14 protein-coding genes are annotated in these 15,961 nt (G+C 53.2%); 8 read left to right on the top strand and 6 right to left on the bottom strand.

Annotated features, from left to right (window positions below):
- Positions 1 to 19 precede the first annotated feature (19 nt).
- From ACR3EJ_RS04965 to ACR3EJ_RS04950, 4 genes are read left to right on the top strand one after another with little or no spacing between them, the layout of a single operon-like run.
- Positions 20 to 1,045 carry an ABC transporter substrate-binding protein gene (locus ACR3EJ_RS04965; RefSeq protein ID WP_010438296.1) on the top strand — a complete coding sequence of 342 codons (1,026 nt, stop codon included), beginning with the start codon at positions 20 to 22 and terminating at the stop codon, positions 1,043 to 1,045.
- Entirely contained in the window at positions 1,046 to 3,259 is a 2,214-nt protein-coding gene (locus ACR3EJ_RS04960; RefSeq protein WP_170703547.1) for an ABC transporter permease, read from the top strand. It begins immediately after the preceding gene.
- Positions 3,260 to 3,270: 11 nt separating this feature from the next.
- Positions 3,271 to 4,332, top strand: coding sequence for an ABC transporter ATP-binding protein (locus ACR3EJ_RS04955; RefSeq protein WP_170542126.1), 1,062 nt, complete (start codon positions 3,271 to 3,273; stop codon positions 4,330 to 4,332).
- Positions 4,333 to 4,899, top strand: a complete 567-nt coding sequence (locus ACR3EJ_RS04950; protein WP_170542130.1) for a histidine phosphatase family protein — start codon at positions 4,333 to 4,335, stop codon at positions 4,897 to 4,899.
- 4 nt (positions 4,900 to 4,903) lie between these two features.
- Here ACR3EJ_RS04950 and ACR3EJ_RS04945 read toward each other — a convergent pair whose 3' ends face one another.
- The 4 genes from ACR3EJ_RS04945 to ACR3EJ_RS04930 form a co-directional block, all read right to left on the bottom strand.
- Positions 4,904 to 5,695: an inositol monophosphatase family protein gene (locus ACR3EJ_RS04945; protein WP_170542133.1), complete on the bottom strand. Its 792-nt coding sequence runs from the start codon at positions 5,693 to 5,695 to the stop codon at positions 4,904 to 4,906.
- Between the two features lie 105 nt (positions 5,696 to 5,800).
- The gene (locus ACR3EJ_RS04940; RefSeq protein ID WP_480422787.1) at positions 5,801 to 7,000 is read right to left on the bottom strand and encodes a cytochrome P450; all 1,200 of its coding nucleotides are present in this window, start codon (positions 6,998 to 7,000) and stop codon (positions 5,801 to 5,803) included.
- Positions 7,001 to 7,192: 192 nt separating this feature from the next.
- The gene (locus ACR3EJ_RS04935) at positions 7,193 to 7,906 is read right to left on the bottom strand and encodes a response regulator (RefSeq protein ID WP_170542138.1); all 714 of its coding nucleotides are present in this window, start codon (positions 7,904 to 7,906) and stop codon (positions 7,193 to 7,195) included.
- The gene (locus tag ACR3EJ_RS04930; RefSeq protein ID WP_260023469.1) at positions 7,899 to 10,130 is read right to left on the bottom strand and encodes an ATP-binding protein; all 2,232 of its coding nucleotides are present in this window, start codon (positions 10,128 to 10,130) and stop codon (positions 7,899 to 7,901) included. Before ACR3EJ_RS04930 ends, ACR3EJ_RS04935 begins: the two co-directional genes overlap by 8 nt.
- Positions 10,131 to 10,389: 259 nt before the next feature.
- On the opposite strand from ACR3EJ_RS04930, the gene ACR3EJ_RS04925 reads away from it, so the two are divergent.
- From ACR3EJ_RS04925 to ACR3EJ_RS04910, 4 genes are all read left to right on the top strand, one after another.
- Positions 10,390 to 11,229, top strand: a complete 840-nt coding sequence (locus ACR3EJ_RS04925; RefSeq protein WP_170542146.1) for an alpha/beta fold hydrolase — start codon at positions 10,390 to 10,392, stop codon at positions 11,227 to 11,229.
- A gap of 77 nt (positions 11,230 to 11,306) precedes the next feature.
- The gene (locus ACR3EJ_RS04920; protein WP_170542149.1) at positions 11,307 to 12,137 is read left to right on the top strand and encodes a class I SAM-dependent methyltransferase; all 831 of its coding nucleotides are present in this window, start codon (positions 11,307 to 11,309) and stop codon (positions 12,135 to 12,137) included.
- 152 nt (positions 12,138 to 12,289) lie between these two features.
- Positions 12,290 to 12,649 carry a group I truncated hemoglobin gene (locus ACR3EJ_RS04915; RefSeq protein WP_010438274.1) on the top strand — a complete coding sequence of 120 codons (360 nt, stop codon included), beginning with the start codon at positions 12,290 to 12,292 and terminating at the stop codon, positions 12,647 to 12,649.
- 3 nt (positions 12,650 to 12,652) lie between these two features.
- On the top strand, positions 12,653 to 13,675 hold the full coding sequence (locus ACR3EJ_RS04910) for an adenylate/guanylate cyclase domain-containing protein (protein WP_170542151.1): 1,023 nt from the start codon (positions 12,653 to 12,655) through the stop codon (positions 13,673 to 13,675).
- 580 nt (positions 13,676 to 14,255) lie between these two features.
- Here the strand turns inward: ACR3EJ_RS04910 and ACR3EJ_RS04905 are convergent.
- Together ACR3EJ_RS04905 and ACR3EJ_RS04900 are read right to left on the bottom strand one after the other, a co-directional pair.
- Positions 14,256 to 14,657, bottom strand: a complete 402-nt coding sequence (locus tag ACR3EJ_RS04905; RefSeq protein ID WP_480422783.1) for a CAP domain-containing protein — start codon at positions 14,655 to 14,657, stop codon at positions 14,256 to 14,258.
- Positions 14,658 to 14,701: 44 nt separating this feature from the next.
- Complete coding sequence (locus ACR3EJ_RS04900; RefSeq protein WP_170542157.1) at positions 14,702 to 15,133, bottom strand: hypothetical protein; 432 nt, start codon at positions 15,131 to 15,133, stop codon at positions 14,702 to 14,704.
- Positions 15,134 to 15,961: the final 828 nt, after the last annotated feature.

Here is a 15,961-nt window from a genome sequence, read left to right as displayed (position 1 = left end):
CAAACAGGGAGAGAAAATAATGAAGAGATTTACGTCTACCGCATTGGGCTCGCTAATCGCCCTTGCAGCTTCAATGTCAGCAGCCCAAGCAGACAAGCTGACTCTTTATTGCTCTGCTCAAGAGGATTGGTGCCAGCTGATGGCGCGCAGCTTTGAAGATGCGACCGGCATCGACGTCAACATGACACGTAAATCCTCGGGTGAGACATTTGCTCAGATTCGTGCTGAAAGCTCCAACCCTAAGGGCGATGTCTGGTGGGGTGGCACCGGTGATCCGCATCTTCAGGCCGCAGAAGAGGGTCTGACAATGGAATACGTCTCGCCCATGCGCGATCAGCTTCATGACTGGGCGATTTCTCAGGCTGAAAGTGCCGGTAACAGAACCATCGGCATCTATTCCGGTGCGCTTGGTTACGGCTACAATGCCGATCTTGTCGCCGCAAACAACCTGCCCGAACCGGCGTGCTGGAAGGATCTTTTGAAGCCCGAATACAAGGGTCATGTTCAGATGGCGAACCCAAATTCGTCAGGTACGGCCTACACGACACTTGCCTCAATGGTGCAGATTTTTGGCGAGGATGAGGGCTTTGACTTCATGAAAGGCCTGCATTCGAACATCAACCAATACACAAAATCGGGCTCGGCCCCGATCAAGGCTGCGGGGCGCGGCGAAAATACCATCGGTATTGTCTTTATGCATGACGCGGTAAAGCAGGCCGTGTCGGGTTTCCCGATCAAGGTCGTCGCGCCGTGCGAGGGAACTGGGTACGAGATTGGTTCGATGTCGATCATCGACGGAGCTCGCAACGAAGAAGAGGCCAAGAAGTTTTATGACTGGGCGTTGTCGCCCGAAGCACAGAACCTTGCCCTTCAGGTCAACGCATTTCAGGTGCCGTCAAACAAAGGCGCCGAGACGTCCGAAAGCGCTCCGGACATGAGCCAGATCAAGCTGATCGACTATGACTTCAAGAAATACGGCTCGTCGGATGAGCGCAAGCGCTTGCTGCAAAAATGGGACGAAGAGGTTTCGGTACTGCCGCAGTAAATGACTGACGACACGACAAAAACGACCCATCCGGTTCTGATCTTCTGGGTCATCGCCGGGTGGGTCGGATTCTGCCTGCTGCCGTGGTACATGGTTGACGGTGGCCTGTGGTCGTTCGAGTGGCTTCTGGACGGCTACCCTTTCGACGAAGATTATGCTCCAGCGGCCTTTCTGATCGGGCAGGGTGAAAAGCTGTGGCTTGCGCCGCTTCTTATCGCTCTACTGTTGCCGCTTTCGGTACTAAGGCGCGCCAAATCAGATCCGCTCTATGCGCGCATTCTGATCCTGTCAGGGGCGCTGGGCTTCGGCTGGCTGATCGCACAAGGCTTTAGCATCGGAATCCGAGGCTACAATTTCGATTGGCTGGAGTCCGTATTCGGAGAACTCGGGGATCGGCAATTCGGCATGGGCTATGGCGCGATGATCTGCGCGTCGAGTTTTCTGTTCCTTCTGACCCAGGGTGTCGCTGCACGTGGGGCGATTAACGGAGACGTCTTCGTGGTCAGCGCCATCGGTGGTGTGATCACCATCGTTACCGCGTTTGTGTTCTTTCCCATCGCCAAGATGCTGTTCGCTGCCTTTGTGACGGAAGAGGGCGCGTACTCCATCGCGGTTTTCTTCTCGAAGTTCTTTGACGACCGGCTTTGGGGGCTGGGATGTTTCAGGGGTGCGCGATGCGGGGCGGCCTGGAACTCACTATTCCTCGCCATTTTGGTCGGTTTCATCACCACGGCACTTGGCCTGTGCTTTGCGCTTGTCGTGACCCGCTCGGGCTTTCGCTACAAGCGCGCATTGCGCGCTCTGACGGTTTTGCCGATCATCACGCCACCCTTCGTGATCGGTCTAGCGCTGATCCTGCTGTTTGGCCTTTCGGGCTCGGTCACGCAGTTCTTTGCTGAGCTATTCGGCACACAACCCACGCGCTGGCTATATGGCATGCCGGGAGTTCTGATTGCTCAGACTTTGGCTTTTACTCCCATCGCCTTCCTTGTGCTGATTGGCGTCGTTGAAGGGGTGTCTCCTTCGATGGAAGAAGCGGCCCAGACATTGCGCGCCAACAAATGGCAGACCTTCAAAACTGTGTCCCTGCCGTTGATGCGCCCGGGCCTCGCCAATGCTTTCCTTTTGGGCTTCATCGAAAGCATGGCCGATTTCGGCAACCCACTTGTGCTGGGTGGCAATTTTGATGTGCTGTCGACCGAGATTTTCTTTGCAATTGTTGGTGCGCAATACGATCAGGGCCGCGCCGCGGTTCTGGCTATGGTGTTGTTGTTCTTCACGCTTTCTGCATTTTACGCGCAGCGTGCTTGGCTTGGGAAAAAGAGTTACACCACTGTCACCGGCAAGGGCGACGCAGGCGTACATCCATTGATGCCAACCGGCCTTTCCATCCCGGTGCTGACGGTCGCCCTTGGCTGGGCCGTATTTACCATCGTCGTTTATGCCATGATCGTATACGGCAGCGTGGTCGAGCTGTGGGGGGTCAATAATTCCCTCACGTTCAAACACTACGTCACTGCGTTCTCGGTTCGGTTTGAAGCAGAGGGTATTCGCTGGACAGGAGCCGCATGGGACAGTTTCTGGACGACTATCACCATCGCCGCAATTGCTGCTCCACTGACGGCTGCCGTGGGGCTCGTGACGGCCTATCTTCTGACCCGGCAGAGTTTCGCGGGAAAAGACGCTTTTGAGTTCGGCACCATGCTATCCTTTGCCATCCCCGGCACCGTGATTGGCGTCAGCTACATTCTAGCCTTCAACGTACCGCCGATCGAGATCACGGGCACTGGAGTCATCCTTGTTGTCAGCTTCATCTTCCGCAACATGCCAGTGGGTGTCCGGGCAGGCATTGCCAGCATGTCGCAATTGGATCGCAGTCTGGACGAGTCCTCGCTGACCCTTGGTGCAAATTCCTGGCAGACTTTCCGCCGGATCATCCTGCCCCTGTTGCGCCCGGCAATTCTGGCGGCGCTTGTCTACAGTTTCGTGCGGGCCATGACCGCGATTTCGGCCGTGATCTTTCTGGTCAGCGCGGAATATGACATGGCGACAAGCTACATCATCGGGCGGGTCGAAAATAACGACTATGGTCTCGCCATTGCCTATTCCACCACACTGATCTTTGTGATGCTGTCTGTAGTTGCCTTGATGCAGCTGATCGTGGGTCGGACCAAGATCGGGCGGCGAATGACGCAGTCGCGGACCAATGTTTAGGAGAGTTTGACATGAGCCTGCAGTCCAAAGCCGCGCCGGTTCGGTTCGAGTCCGTGACAAAGATGTTCGGCAAGGATGTCGTTGCTGTCGACAACATCAACCTGCATGTCGAAGCGGGAAAGCTGGTCACGCTGCTGGGCCCTTCAGGCTGTGGCAAAACAACGACCCTGAGGATGATCGCAGGGCTCGAAATGGCAACCTCGGGCAAGATCACCATCGGGGATCGCGACGTGACCAAACTGCCCGCAACGGACCGGGACGTGTCGATGGTGTTCCAGTCATACGCTCTGTTTCCCCATATGAGTGTGCTTGAGAATGTTATGTATGGCCTCACGTTCTCGGGCTTTGCCAAAGACGAGGCCCGCAACCGCGCTCTGGACGGTTTGGAGTTGGTTGGCCTGAAAGGTTTTGATAGCCGTTTGCCATCCGAGTTGTCTGGCGGACAGCAGCAGCGCGTCGCAGTTGCGCGGGCTTTGGTGTTAGAGCCACAGGTGCTGCTATTTGACGAACCTCTGTCTAATCTCGACGCAAAACTGCGCCGCCAGGTGCGCGAGGATATCAGGGCCATCCAACAGGACCTTGGCCTGACGGTCGTCTATGTGACACATGATCAGGAAGAGGCATTGGCGGTATCAGACGAAATTGTCGTGATGCGGAATGCCGCCATCGCGCAGATAGGTACGCCACGCCAGCTCTACGATTCACCCAATGATCGCTTCGTTGCGGATTTTATTGGCGAAGCCAACTTGCTGGCTTGTCAGATCATCTCTGTCGAAGGAGATATGGCCACGATCGAGATCGAGGGCTACCGCCACACGCTGTCATCTCGCGATATGCCTCAGGGGCCCGCAACTGTCGCCATCCGACCCTCGCGTCTGGTGATCGGCGCCGAGCAGGGCATCGCCGCCACCGTCGCCAAGGCAACCTATGTTGGTGTTCGCATGGAGTACACTTTGACCGGAGCGTTCGGTCAGGTCTTCGCAGTGCATGACGATGTGGATGCACCGCTTGAACCCGGTGCAGAAATTCGGATGGGTTTTGCCGAGAAGGGTCCCGTGCTTTTGCCCGAATAAATGCCCAAGCTTCTGATCATCACGCATCCCGAGGTCGTAATTGACCCCAACATTCCTGTAACGGATTGGGGGCTTGGTGAAACAGGTCGTCACCGCGCTTCCGCGTTTGCGAATGCCGAGATCTTCTCGGAGGTCTCTCAAATCTGGACCAGCACCGAGCAAAAGGCCCGCGATACGGCTGAGATTCTAGCGGCGCCCCGAGACCTGCCGGTAAATCTAAATGCTGACCTTGGCGAAAATGACCGCAGCACCACCGGTTTTCTGCCGCGCGATGCTTTTGAAGCCGCTGCTGATGCTTTCTTTGACCACCCGGCTACCAGTTTTCACGGTTGGGAAACGGCAATAGAGGCTCAACAACGCATTCATCGGGCAACGATTTCGATTGTTGAAAAACACGATGGCAACGACCTTGCCATTGTTACGCACGGGGCTGTCGGCACTCTGCTATGGTGCATTTTATCGGGCCGTCCCATTGACCGGAGATACGATCAACTCGCGCAAGGCCACTATTGGCAGGCCGATCTAAAGACGCTTGAACCGTTGAGCGGGTGGTGCTCACTCGACTAATCGCTCAGGTCTTCCATGCACGCTCGGCAATCTCGTGCAGAGCGTCGAACACATCCGGTGTACCTGCGATCACCCGGCCACCATTGCGGATCATGGCGTCGGCATCCTGATCCTCGATCCTGCCGCCAGCTTCCGCGATCATCAACTGACCAGCCAGGCAGTCCCATGCGTTCATATGCTCTTCGACATAGCCCAGCAGCCGACCCGCAGCCACATAGGCCAATGACAGAGCGCCGCTGGCGTTTCGGTGAAACATCGCGCCATGTTCGATCAGATCTGCGATAATCGGAACAACGTGGCGGGCTTCGATGCGGTTCGAATATCCGACAGCTACGGTTCCTTCCTCCAGCGCGATGCCTGAAGCGACCCGCATCGGGGCGTTATTCAGCATTGCGCCTCCACCCCGGACGGCGACATAGCTTTCGTCGACATTTGGATCATGGATGACGCCAATCTGGGTCTGCGCATTTGACACACCAGCCAGAACGATGGTCCAGGCTGGAATCCCGTTAACAAAATTGGTTGTCCCATCGATTGGGTCGATCACCCAATCAAACCCGCTGGTCCCTTTGCTTGCACCGTGCTCCTCACCGAAGACTCCATCTTCGGGCCAAGCATCCCTGATCTTGTCGCGAATAAAGGTTTCAACGTTCCGATCTGCCTCACTCACCCAGTCCTGAGCGCCCTTTTGGTCGACCAGCAGCGCATCCCGATTTGCAAAATACCCGGCCGCGACTTTTCCCGCTTCCCGGCAAGTCATAACCGCAAATTCTTTTCGCTCTGAGAGTTGCAACATGGGTGCCCCTGCATTTGATGAGTAGAATGTGCACCTTGGCGGATGTGGTATCGGCTGACAACAACCTTGGGAGTATGTTTTTCAATTCTTTGAAATGCGCATTGATCAGCTCAAAGGAGCAAGCGTCGCATGTAGATCGGTCACATTTGTAAACATCGGTGAATGACTGAATTCTGCCTTATCCAACCGGATACGCGGAAAGGATTGAGTCATATATCGGACAACTTCTTCAACCTCGATTGTGATCGCGTAGCGCCCTAGGCAAGAGAATACACCACCCCCGAAATTCAGATGAGCTGGCTGCCCAGCACGTTCGAGAGAGAATTTTTCAGGTTCCGGGTAATAGCGCTCATCCCAATGGGCAGCCCCGATATTTGCAAAGACCGGTGTGCCCTTGGTGATTTGCACGCCACCGATTTCTACGTCCTCCAGTGCTTCGCGAGAGGTTGAGATTGACCGTGGGTGGATACGCATAACTTCGTTCACGACAATCGGAATTGCGTCAGGATCTTCGCGCAGCCTTTGCCAGATAGCGGGGCGTGAGGCCAGTTCGATAATGGTGCCTGCGATTTGATGTGAGGAGTTGTCGGTATTCGCCTCTGCCAGTTTGATAACCCAATTCCGAAGATCGTCATCCGTAAACTCACCGGCGTCTGCTGCCCGGACCAAATCCGAAATCAGGTTGTCAGAAGGGGCTTCGCGCGCGGCAGCAATCCGTGCGTCCGCATAATCAAGCAGGCTTTCAAACGCATCGACAATTTCCGGCGTCTTTTCCGGATCTCGCGTATGAACTTGCTGAACTGTGTGTGACGTCTTAGCGATATAAGGCGCGTCGTCTTTGTCGGCGCCGACCCAATAACAATAAACCCGAGATGGCGTAGGATCACAAAGTGCCTCGATCAGGTCGACTCTGGTATGCGTCGGGATGTCAGAAATGATGTCAGCGACAACATCCTTAATGTCTTGCCGGAACGCCTCAGAGGCGTGCGGGCTCATCAGGCGCGCTATCGGCTGTCGTAATTTGCGCCGTTTATCACCGCGGTTGTAGAAGGATATGGACTCACGTTTGTAATTTAGCGCACGTCCTTCCGGCAGGCCCAACAGATGCATCAACTTTGGATGTCCTGTGCCAAATCGACGATCCAGGATCATGTTCCTGCAAATGTCATAGTCCAAAATTTCCACGCCGCGTTTACTACGGGCGATGCGCCATTTCCGTGCATACTCAGCAAGGGTTTGAAACGGTCGCTTCTGATACGCTTCCGATGAAAAGTCTATCTCGGGTAGTTCGGAGATTGATAGCATATCGATTGCCCCAGAGTGGTCGACTTACCAGTGCGTGTCCTTCTTCAGACTGGCGTATCGCTACAATGGACCACAGAACGGCTCTTGGGCAAACTTCGTAACGATTACGGAAGGGTTCTGCACGCAGCCAATTCGTTTCTTTGGCGATTATCCCCGTTAAAGCTAGCAATCAGCTCGTTAAAAAACGTGCCTTCACTTTGGGTCATACAGATATCCGATGCCACGCACGGTTCTGATGATCTCGGGCTTTTCCGGGTTGGTTTCAAGTTTTCGGCGAAGACGGGAAATCCTGATATCGATACTGCGATCAAATGGATCCCAGGATCGATCATGGGCCTGTTCAAGCAGCTGGTCGCGGTTCAGAACGCGTCCCTTGTTTTCGGCGAATACCTTGATCAGGTTGTATTCCATAGCGGTCAGCTGAACTTCGGAACCATCAGCCGCCAGAAGTTTGGCCGCGTCTTTATCCAATGTAAAATCGCCAAATGGCGCCCCGTTGATGTCGGGGGCTTCCTTGGTCGCCGTTTCATGTATTGCTTCACGCCGGAGTATCGCCTTGATCCGGGCTTCGAGTTCCCTCAGGTCAACAGGTTTGCCCAGATAATCATCAGCCCCCATCTCCAATCCGACGATGCGATCGATAACGTCGCCTGCTGCAGTCAACATGATAACCGGTGTTGTGTTCTCAGGGCGCAAGGATCGAAGTATTGAAAGGCCATCTTCCTTTGGCATGTTGATATCCATGACAATGACGTCGACCCCGTTCGCAGAAAGTATCTGCCTCAGCTCATCTCCGCCGGATGCTGCCGAAACCTCATATCCACGCTTGCCCAGATATTCCTGAAGCATTTCACGCACATCGACTTCGTCATCACACACCAGGATATGCGTTCTCTTTTCATCCATCGGTTGCTTCCTTCCCTTCGGCAAGCAAATTGCCCACGAGGGTTCTGAGTTCCAAAGGCGAAACGGGTTTCTCGAGATGAGGCAAGCCGGATTCACCAAGCAATGCTTGCGAAGCCTGCCCCATCGTATCCCCGGTCACATAGGCCGTTCTGTTCAGCATGTGCGGAAATTCGGCAACCAGAGCCTGATAGATCTTTCGTCCATCAACACCCGGCATATTCAAGTCACTCAGGAATACGTCATAGTTTTGTGAGCGAAGATTGCGCAATGCTTCCTCACCGGATGAGACGAAATCGACGTCAAAACCTTCTCTTCTGAGAATCTCTGCGTGCAGCTCACCAACTTCAACTTCATCATCTACCACCAGCGCCTTCAAAGACAGTGAAGAAGAAATTGATTCTTTCGGCTCATCTTCCACAAACTCGTTCTGTGCCCCGATAGGCAGCAAGATCCGCATACAGGTGCCAGTACTGTCGCTCTGATCAAGCCGGATCTGACCGCCATGAGACAGTATGATCCTGTGGCAAAACGCGAGACCAATACCGGTGCCTTCCCCAACTTCCTTGGTGGTGAAGAACGGTTCAAAGATTCGGGCACGAATAGCCTTGGGGATTCCCGGGCCATTGTCCTTTACCGTCAACTCGACCATGCCTGAATCAAACTTCCGCCGCGCTGAAAGCTCGATCAGGTCACCGCGCTCAGATGACCTCATGGCTTGTTCCGCATTAATAATCAGATTGATGATAACTTGGGTGATCTGATCGGCATCCGCGGCAACCGGTGGCAAATCAGCAGGAATTTTCTGCACGACGCGGATTCCATCTGATGGCGTGCCATACCCAACGACATCCGCCGCAGTCGCGATCAGCCCAGCAACATCGACATCCTCGATATTGCTGGGTTGCTGGCGCGCCATTGCCAGGAATGTTTTTACGATTTTCGCGCAGCGCTCGGCCGCATTGCTGATCTTCTCGATCCGGGCAGCCATATCTGGGTCGGTAATCTCTTCCTTCAGCATGAGAGAATGCCCAACAACCACGGAAAGCGGATTGTTCAACTCATGGGCCACGCCAGCAAGAAGTTCGCCAAGCGCTGACATCTTCTCATTCTGGAAAAGCATCTCGCGTTGTTTTTCAAGCTCTTCTTCAATCGCCAACTCATCTGTCAGATCTCGTGTGTTCGAGACGATGACTTCTTCGCCGTTGAATTCGATCAGGCGGGAAGAATCTGCAGCCCAAAACTTTCTTCCATTTGCATCAACAAACTCCATCCGCCGATCTTTCAGCGACCCCGCTTCGCGAAGGTCTTTCAGGTATCGCTGACGTTCTGTCGGATCAGCGTAGTAAGATTTGGCACTGCGGGCAGGACCAAACAGAGCCTTTATTTCCGGCGTTGCAAACAGGACCTCACCAGTCTCTGCATGCGTCATGTTGATCGCAGCGGGATACGCTTCCATCACCTGCCTGATCAAAGCATCGGCTTCCTGCTGAACCGTGAGATCAATTATACTGGTTACGATTACTTCTTCGCTTTTGTAATCGATCAGCTGCGAAGAAATTGAGGCTGGAAAAATCTTTCCATTGGCATTGCACAAATCGAGCTTGAAGTTTTCGACATGACCATCCGCCAACAGCAAGGTCACAAAATCCGCGCGCTCCTCAGGCTTGGCGTAATGCTCCCGCGCGAACTTGGAGGCGCCAAACATCTGAAGGGCGGCGGGTGTGCGATACAGGATCTGGCCATCGCCAATGCGCGCCATCGTCACGACTGCAGAACTGGCATCCAGCACCTTCCTGATCAGAAGGTCTCCGTCGCGTTCCTCTGCCTCGGCCTGCTTGCGATCTGTAATGTCCTCGCGCGTAACAACAAAGCCGCCAAGATTGGTGGGATGGACCGACACCAGATAAGTTCGACCGTCCGTTTCGGCCAGTTCATAATCTTGAATGAACTCGATCCCGTTGGCCAATCGGTCCGAGACCCACTGTTCTTCATTGCCGATGGCGTCAGCATAAATCCCGCGCCGCGCTGTTTCGCGCATCAGGATTTCCCAGTCTAGTCCGGGCTTTAACAGGTCCGCGACACCCTTGTTCATCTCGGCATAGCGCTGGTTGAACATGAGCAGGCGACGGTCGTCATCATAAAGGGCGAACCCTTCCTTAAGAGACTCGATTGCATCGCGCAGAAGGTCCCTTGCCTTCTCGATTTCCTGAAAATCGTTCGCCATGTCCATCGTCATCCTATTTTTCTACGGTATCATTGTTTCAGCGCCATTTCAAAATCAGCATCTAATGTTTCAATTGTTTCAAACCGGTCGGAGTGGCGCAAATTCCGGCCGTAATTTCCCATGTTTCAGAGACAGATAGCGCGTTGTGTGACCTGCTTCACAGAGCAACAACTGAAACACTTTGCGCCCGTTTCGGAAATTTCAATGAAACAATGAACCGTCAGTTATTGCTCATCTCAAACGCAAGTGAGTAAGTACGATGACGATTTCATTTAGGTCTACCGAAGCAAGCAATGCACCGATTGTCGCATTGCATTCCTCCGCATCCAGCAGCGCTCAGTGGAGCCAACTGGAAGCCGATCTTGACGGTCGCTTTGATGTTCATGCCTTTGATCTGCCCGGCTATGGTCGTGCACCTTTGGCGAGCGATCACAGCCAAAAGGGGGCGGCAATTTTGGCGGCCTCCGTAATCAGAGAAATCGAAAAGCTGGGCAGCGCGGTTCATTTGGTCGGTCACTCGAACGGTGGCGGCATCGCGATCAAAATCGCCCTGATGCGCCCTGATCTGGTCAAAAGCCTGACTGTCTATGAACCGGCCGCGTTTCATTTTCTGGCCCATGGGAACAACAAAGGACGTCGCTTGTTTCAACAGATCAAGCTTTTGTCTGGGTTGGTATCTGGCGCTGCTGCCGAAGGTGATGCGGCCGCAGGAATGCAGCATTTCCTTGATTTCTGGAACGGAGACGGTTTTTGGGACAACCTGCCCGACAAGGCCAAAAAGAAATTTGCGGGCCTGATTTCCTCAGTCATGACGGATTTTGCCAACGGGTTTGCCGAGAGCTGGACGTTAAAGGATCTGGCCAATCTCGAGATGCCAGCCCTGGTGATGACCGGTCTGGAATCCCCTGAGATCGCTCAGAATGTCGCCGTGGCCATCGCCAAGACGTTGCCCAATGCACGTATCGCATTGTTGCCCGAGCTTGGACACATGGCGCCAATCTTCCAGCCGGAATGGGTCAATTCAAGAATCTTCGAGCATGTTGCCAATGCCGAGCGGCCGATCGCCGATTTCAGCTGGCCTGATCTCGAAGCTGCATAACTCAAACGCATTCAGAAGATGCGGCTATTTTGAAACCGCTGATCTAGGGTCAGCACAACACCCGGAGGACATCAATCATGGGTATTCAATCAACCATCGCACCCACAACAGATTACACGGCAATCAAAGCCAAACAGAACGCAGCGTGGGGTGCCGGAGATTACAGCAAAGTCGGGGTCACGCTGCAGATAACCGGTGAAGAGCTTGCTGAAGCAATGGACATGCGCGCAGACTCAACGATCCTTGATGTGGCGGCGGGCAACGGCAACGCAACACTGGCCTTTGCCAGACGCTTTTGCGACGTAACCTCAACAGATTATGTCGAAAGCCTGCTGGAAGCCAGCGGCAAGCGTGCCCAAGCCGAGGGTCTGTTCGTAAACTACAAGGTCGCAGACGCCGAGAACCTGCCCTTTAATGATCAGTCATTCGACGCGGTAGTGTCCACATTCGGGGTAATGTTTGCACCTAATCAGAAACAATCCGCTGCCGAACTTCAGCGGGTCGTTAAGGCAGGTGGAAAAATCGGCATGGCCAACTGGACCCCGGAAAGCTTTATCGGGCAACTGTTTAAAACGATTGGCAAGCATGTGAAGCCGCCTGCGGGCGTGAACTCTCCGGCGATGTGGGGAAACCGGGACTGGATCGATCAGAATTTCGGCACTCGGTGCGCGGTGAAATCGTTTCGGCGCAAGAACTTCATGTTCCGCTACCGGTCAGCCGAGCATTTCATGGAATATTTCCGCACGTTCTACGGCCCGATGCAAAAAGCATTCGAAGCGTTGGATACCGAAGGTCAGACATCATTGCGCAATGACATGATGGCGCTGATCAAAAGGTTCGACATCTCGACCAACGATTCACTGTGCATTTCTTCCGAGTATGCCGAGATTATCGTCGAACGCCGCTGACATAGTTTTTAGAACCATGACGCCCTTCGGCAAAGCTCCGAATGGCGTCAGAATGCAGCGACGGCGGCAGACTTGAATTGAACTGTGTAGAATTTGTAGTCTTTGACAATGGGAGCGCTTCCCTATTCGTACTATTTTGAAAGGGTTTTGGTATGGCTGAACGCACGCTCTATGAGAAGTACGGGGGATTTTCGCAGGTTAGCAAGATCGTCCTCTCCTTCTACGATACCCTTCTTGATAACGATGACATCGGGCCATTCTTCGACGAGGTCGATATGTCCCGGATGGTTGATCACCAGACTAAATTCATTGCTTCCCTGCTTGGCGGACCAGCGTCTTATACGGACAAACAGCTGAAACAGCTGCACTCACATCTCGATATCAACGACGCTCATTTTGATGAGCTTGAGGTGGTGCTGCGTGCGACCTTGATTGATCACGGTGTGGCCGACGAGGATGTCGAGGCAGTTGTCGCAGAGTTCGCCAAACGCCGCCCATTGATTGTCGGGTGACCCATGAAGATAGAAGCCATTAATGAACAGCTCCTGCGCGCAATCGGCGTAGGGGTCGCGCTACTGGATCGTAAATCATTGCGTTTCAATTTTCGCAATGACACGTTTGACGACTGGTTCAGCAACGAAGCAGAGCCAAATCAGTTGCAGGAGCTTTTTCCTGATCTGGATGCCGAGGCCATGCAGACTGCCCTTGCGGATAACGGGCGATACGCATCGGAAATCAAGTTCAAAAAGAAACGCAGGACGCTGATCATCGCACTCGATTTCACTTCCACCAAAGACGACGTCCTGGTTCTTGTCTGTCAGAACATCACGCGGATCAAGGAGTTGGAATCTATGATCGATTCCTATTCGATGATGGTCGAGCGCAACACCAGAGAGATCAAACGCGAAAAAGAGCAGGTGGAGAAACTGCTTCTCAACATCATGCCTCGTTCGGTCTATGAAGAATACAAAACCTTTGGTGTGGTGACGCCACAGCTGTACAACCCTGTCTCTGTTCTGATGCTGGATTTTGTGGGCTTCACGGAAATGGTCGCCTCACAGGACCCCAGCGTGACCGTCACCGAACTGAACGACATATACAGCGCGTTTGATCGTATCGGTGAGCAATTCGGTTGCGAGCGCATCAAAACGATCGGAGACGCGTATATCACTGTGGCGGGATTGCCTGATCCGACACCGGATCACGCCAAGGCAATCGCCAACACTGCCATCCGATTTGTGCGCTATCTGAACCGGCGCAATCTGAGCCATCCGCATCAATGGCATTGCCGGGTTGGTCTGTCTTCGGGTTCGGTTGTGGGCTCGGTCGTCGGAATTCAGAAGTATGTTTACGACATATTTGGACCTGCCGTGAACCTCGCTTCACGGTTGCAGGAATTCTCCGAGCCGATGGAAATCAGTGTTCAGGGCGAAGTCGCACATGTCCTGAAGGACCAATTCGATCTCGAAAATATTGGGGTCAGAACGATCCGAGGATTTGGTGAACAGGAAGTCTGGCGGCTTTCGGACAGCAGCTGAATGTAGCACCCTTGCCATCTTGGCTTACGGTAGATCAACTAAGTTGCACCTTCACTAAGTACGAAACGGTATTTCAACGCGCGTTTTGGTCACTCGAACTCCATGTAGTTCATCATATCGCGGCGTTGCTTGGCAAATACGATCAAATGGGAGAACACATCGTTTACAGTCGGCGTGAGCTCTGAAGTTTGATCGCTACAAATCGCAATAAAAATCGTCACTCCTGTGCGATTGTTCCAACGGATTGGTTTGTCGCAATCAACGTCGATCCATTAATTCCAAAGAATGGTATTGGCGGCGCAAAAGTCCCACTTCGATGGTCCAGAGCTAGTCAATGTCGCAGAGCCTAGTAGTAAACATAAACACCATCGCAACGGTTTTCTCTCATCATCTTAGCAGAACCGAAGATACCCTACACCTGGGTGGAGCCGGTATCGACGGAAGAGCAACTGGATGCCCATGTCGAAGAGGTTGGACATGAATATGGATTGTGGGATGAAACCAAAGTTATTGCGTTTCATTGGAAGTCATCTGAGGATTGAAGCTGGTGGTGTTTTGCGGCGTCGAGAATGGCACAAATCTACCTGCAGGGTGCGGCTAAAACCATAACCCAAGTACGATCCGCCGCTTCATAAAGCGCGAACTCCTTGGCTTTGCGAGAAAGCAGGTTTGCTCGATGTCCCGGTGATTTGGACCATGCTGCCATCACAGCGTCCAAACCGTTTTGTCCCTTGGCAATGTTTTCAGCCACGAAACACCAGTTGTAGCCTGTTTTGCGCACCCGTTCGCCCACGTCAGACCCGTTAGAGCCAGTATGCGAAAAGAACCCCCTTTTCACCATGTCATCGGCATGCGACTTGGCGGCTTGCTCCAACTTTGGGTTGTAACCTAGTGCTGGAACACCTTGACCGCCGCGAAACGCATTCAGCTCGTTTGTAGCCAATTTGTCGGCCATGAGAGCCGAGGGGAGCAGGAGTGCCATGGATAACAACAGGCGTAGCATCTTATGTTTGCCCGTAACTTTACTCAGTAATTTGAGTACCTGAAATTGACCACGGCATCGTTTTGAATTGCGCAGTGAGCTTTTATGTAGGAGCGGGCATCGGTACTATCGCTGGATCTCGCGACTTCCAAATCAATTAAATCAATCCCGTCTGCATTTGTCGTGTACGAGAGTGTGCGTTGGAAATCCACGGCGTAGTAGCCCTGATTAGTCATTGCGGCATGCGTTCGGTGCATACAAAGCCCGACTGCGTTTTCCTCTGGAGAAAGACTTGGGTGCTTCTGATAATGCGACCCATGATGGTGGTGATGCCGCGCAATGGATGCCCCTAAAACCCCGAGTGCGACTCCTGCGATAACGTCTCCAGCATCACTGGCATTCGCGGTTGTTGGCTTTAGACCGGTCGTAGCGAACAAGGCAAAGGTGATCCCCATGCAGAGAGTTCTGATAAACATTGGGCCTCTTCCTCGAAAATGGGCATGGTATGCGTTGTCAGATATCCGTACCTGTAAGGCTAAGCTAGATTGCACGTTTCGGACCAGCTTTTTTGACTAAATTCGTGTCGATGGCTGGTTTGCACAAACAGTTTTATCTTCGTTTCAAAAGGTACGGCGCGCCGAACGCGTACCCCCTCATAGAAATCGCCAATCTCCATCAAGGCACGCCGCTCCTGCTTGGTATCGGTACAGCTTGTTTGAATTGTGTCTGGGATAAGAAAATAAGGGGTCTACGGGAATCCCCCAATTTCGGACAAGGCACCAACAAGGTAGATTGAATTCAACGGAACAACACTACCACTCCGTATACCCCCTCAAGAAAGAGGGGCTGGCTAAGACCCCCTCATCCAGCCCCTCACCACCTTCACTCTCAATCATTTGTGAGACGGTGGGTTCTTCCCCTACTCCCAATTTGGGAAGCCAGCGCAGTATACCACATGTGGCCCGCCATATTCAGCCCGCTATAAATGGGGGGGTCGGCAGGCCAACTGTCAGAAGGTGATGAATTCTAAGTCATCACACCGGTTTAGTAGGATGTCCGCTCTGAGCCCAAAGTGGTAGTAGCTATTTCGTTGCAAACACCTATTGCGCAACTTCGGCATCAGGTTCCAATGGGTTTAGGGACTATTTGAAAAATGGAAATTTGGGCGGTGGGAATCGCTGGGAACTCTGCCCTCAATTTTATAGCCAACACATGCTCGCGTCTCGCTCAAATACGATATTCTCGACTGGAACCGTCTGATCTGCAATGATGCTCGTACTGCTTATGTTTTGCAGAGGGGGGAA

It is taken from the genome of Ruegeria sp. AB11, from assembly GCF_056536325.1.
Note: the sequence above shows the minus strand (reverse complement) of the source record. Positions and strands in the feature narration are given on the sequence as shown.

Coding starts and splice junctions, on each gene's coding strand:
- ACR3EJ_RS04965 (WP_010438296.1), top strand. CDS start 20: ATGAAGAGATTTACGTCTACCGCATTGGGCTCGCTAATCGCCCTTGCA.
- ACR3EJ_RS04960 (WP_170703547.1), top strand. CDS start 1,046: ATGACTGACGACACGACAAAAACGACCCATCCGGTTCTGATCTTCTGG.
- ACR3EJ_RS04955 (WP_170542126.1), top strand. CDS start 3,271: ATGAGCCTGCAGTCCAAAGCCGCGCCGGTTCGGTTCGAGTCCGTGACA.
- ACR3EJ_RS04950 (WP_170542130.1), top strand. CDS start 4,333: ATGCCCAAGCTTCTGATCATCACGCATCCCGAGGTCGTAATTGACCCC.
- ACR3EJ_RS04945 (WP_170542133.1), bottom strand. CDS start 5,695: ATGTTGCAACTCTCAGAGCGAAAAGAATTTGCGGTTATGACTTGCCGG.
- ACR3EJ_RS04940 (WP_480422787.1), bottom strand. CDS start 7,000: ATGCTATCAATCTCCGAACTACCCGAGATAGACTTTTCATCGGAAGCG.
- ACR3EJ_RS04935 (WP_170542138.1), bottom strand. CDS start 7,906: ATGGATGAAAAGAGAACGCATATCCTGGTGTGTGATGACGAAGTCGAT.
- ACR3EJ_RS04930 (WP_260023469.1), bottom strand. CDS start 10,130: ATGGCGAACGATTTTCAGGAAATCGAGAAGGCAAGGGACCTTCTGCGC.
- ACR3EJ_RS04925 (WP_170542146.1), top strand. CDS start 10,390: ATGACGATTTCATTTAGGTCTACCGAAGCAAGCAATGCACCGATTGTC.
- ACR3EJ_RS04920 (WP_170542149.1), top strand. CDS start 11,307: ATGGGTATTCAATCAACCATCGCACCCACAACAGATTACACGGCAATC.
- ACR3EJ_RS04915 (WP_010438274.1), top strand. CDS start 12,290: ATGGCTGAACGCACGCTCTATGAGAAGTACGGGGGATTTTCGCAGGTT.
- ACR3EJ_RS04910 (WP_170542151.1), top strand. CDS start 12,653: ATGAAGATAGAAGCCATTAATGAACAGCTCCTGCGCGCAATCGGCGTA.
- ACR3EJ_RS04905 (WP_480422783.1), bottom strand. CDS start 14,657: ATGGCACTCCTGCTCCCCTCGGCTCTCATGGCCGACAAATTGGCTACA.
- ACR3EJ_RS04900 (WP_170542157.1), bottom strand. CDS start 15,133: ATGTTTATCAGAACTCTCTGCATGGGGATCACCTTTGCCTTGTTCGCT.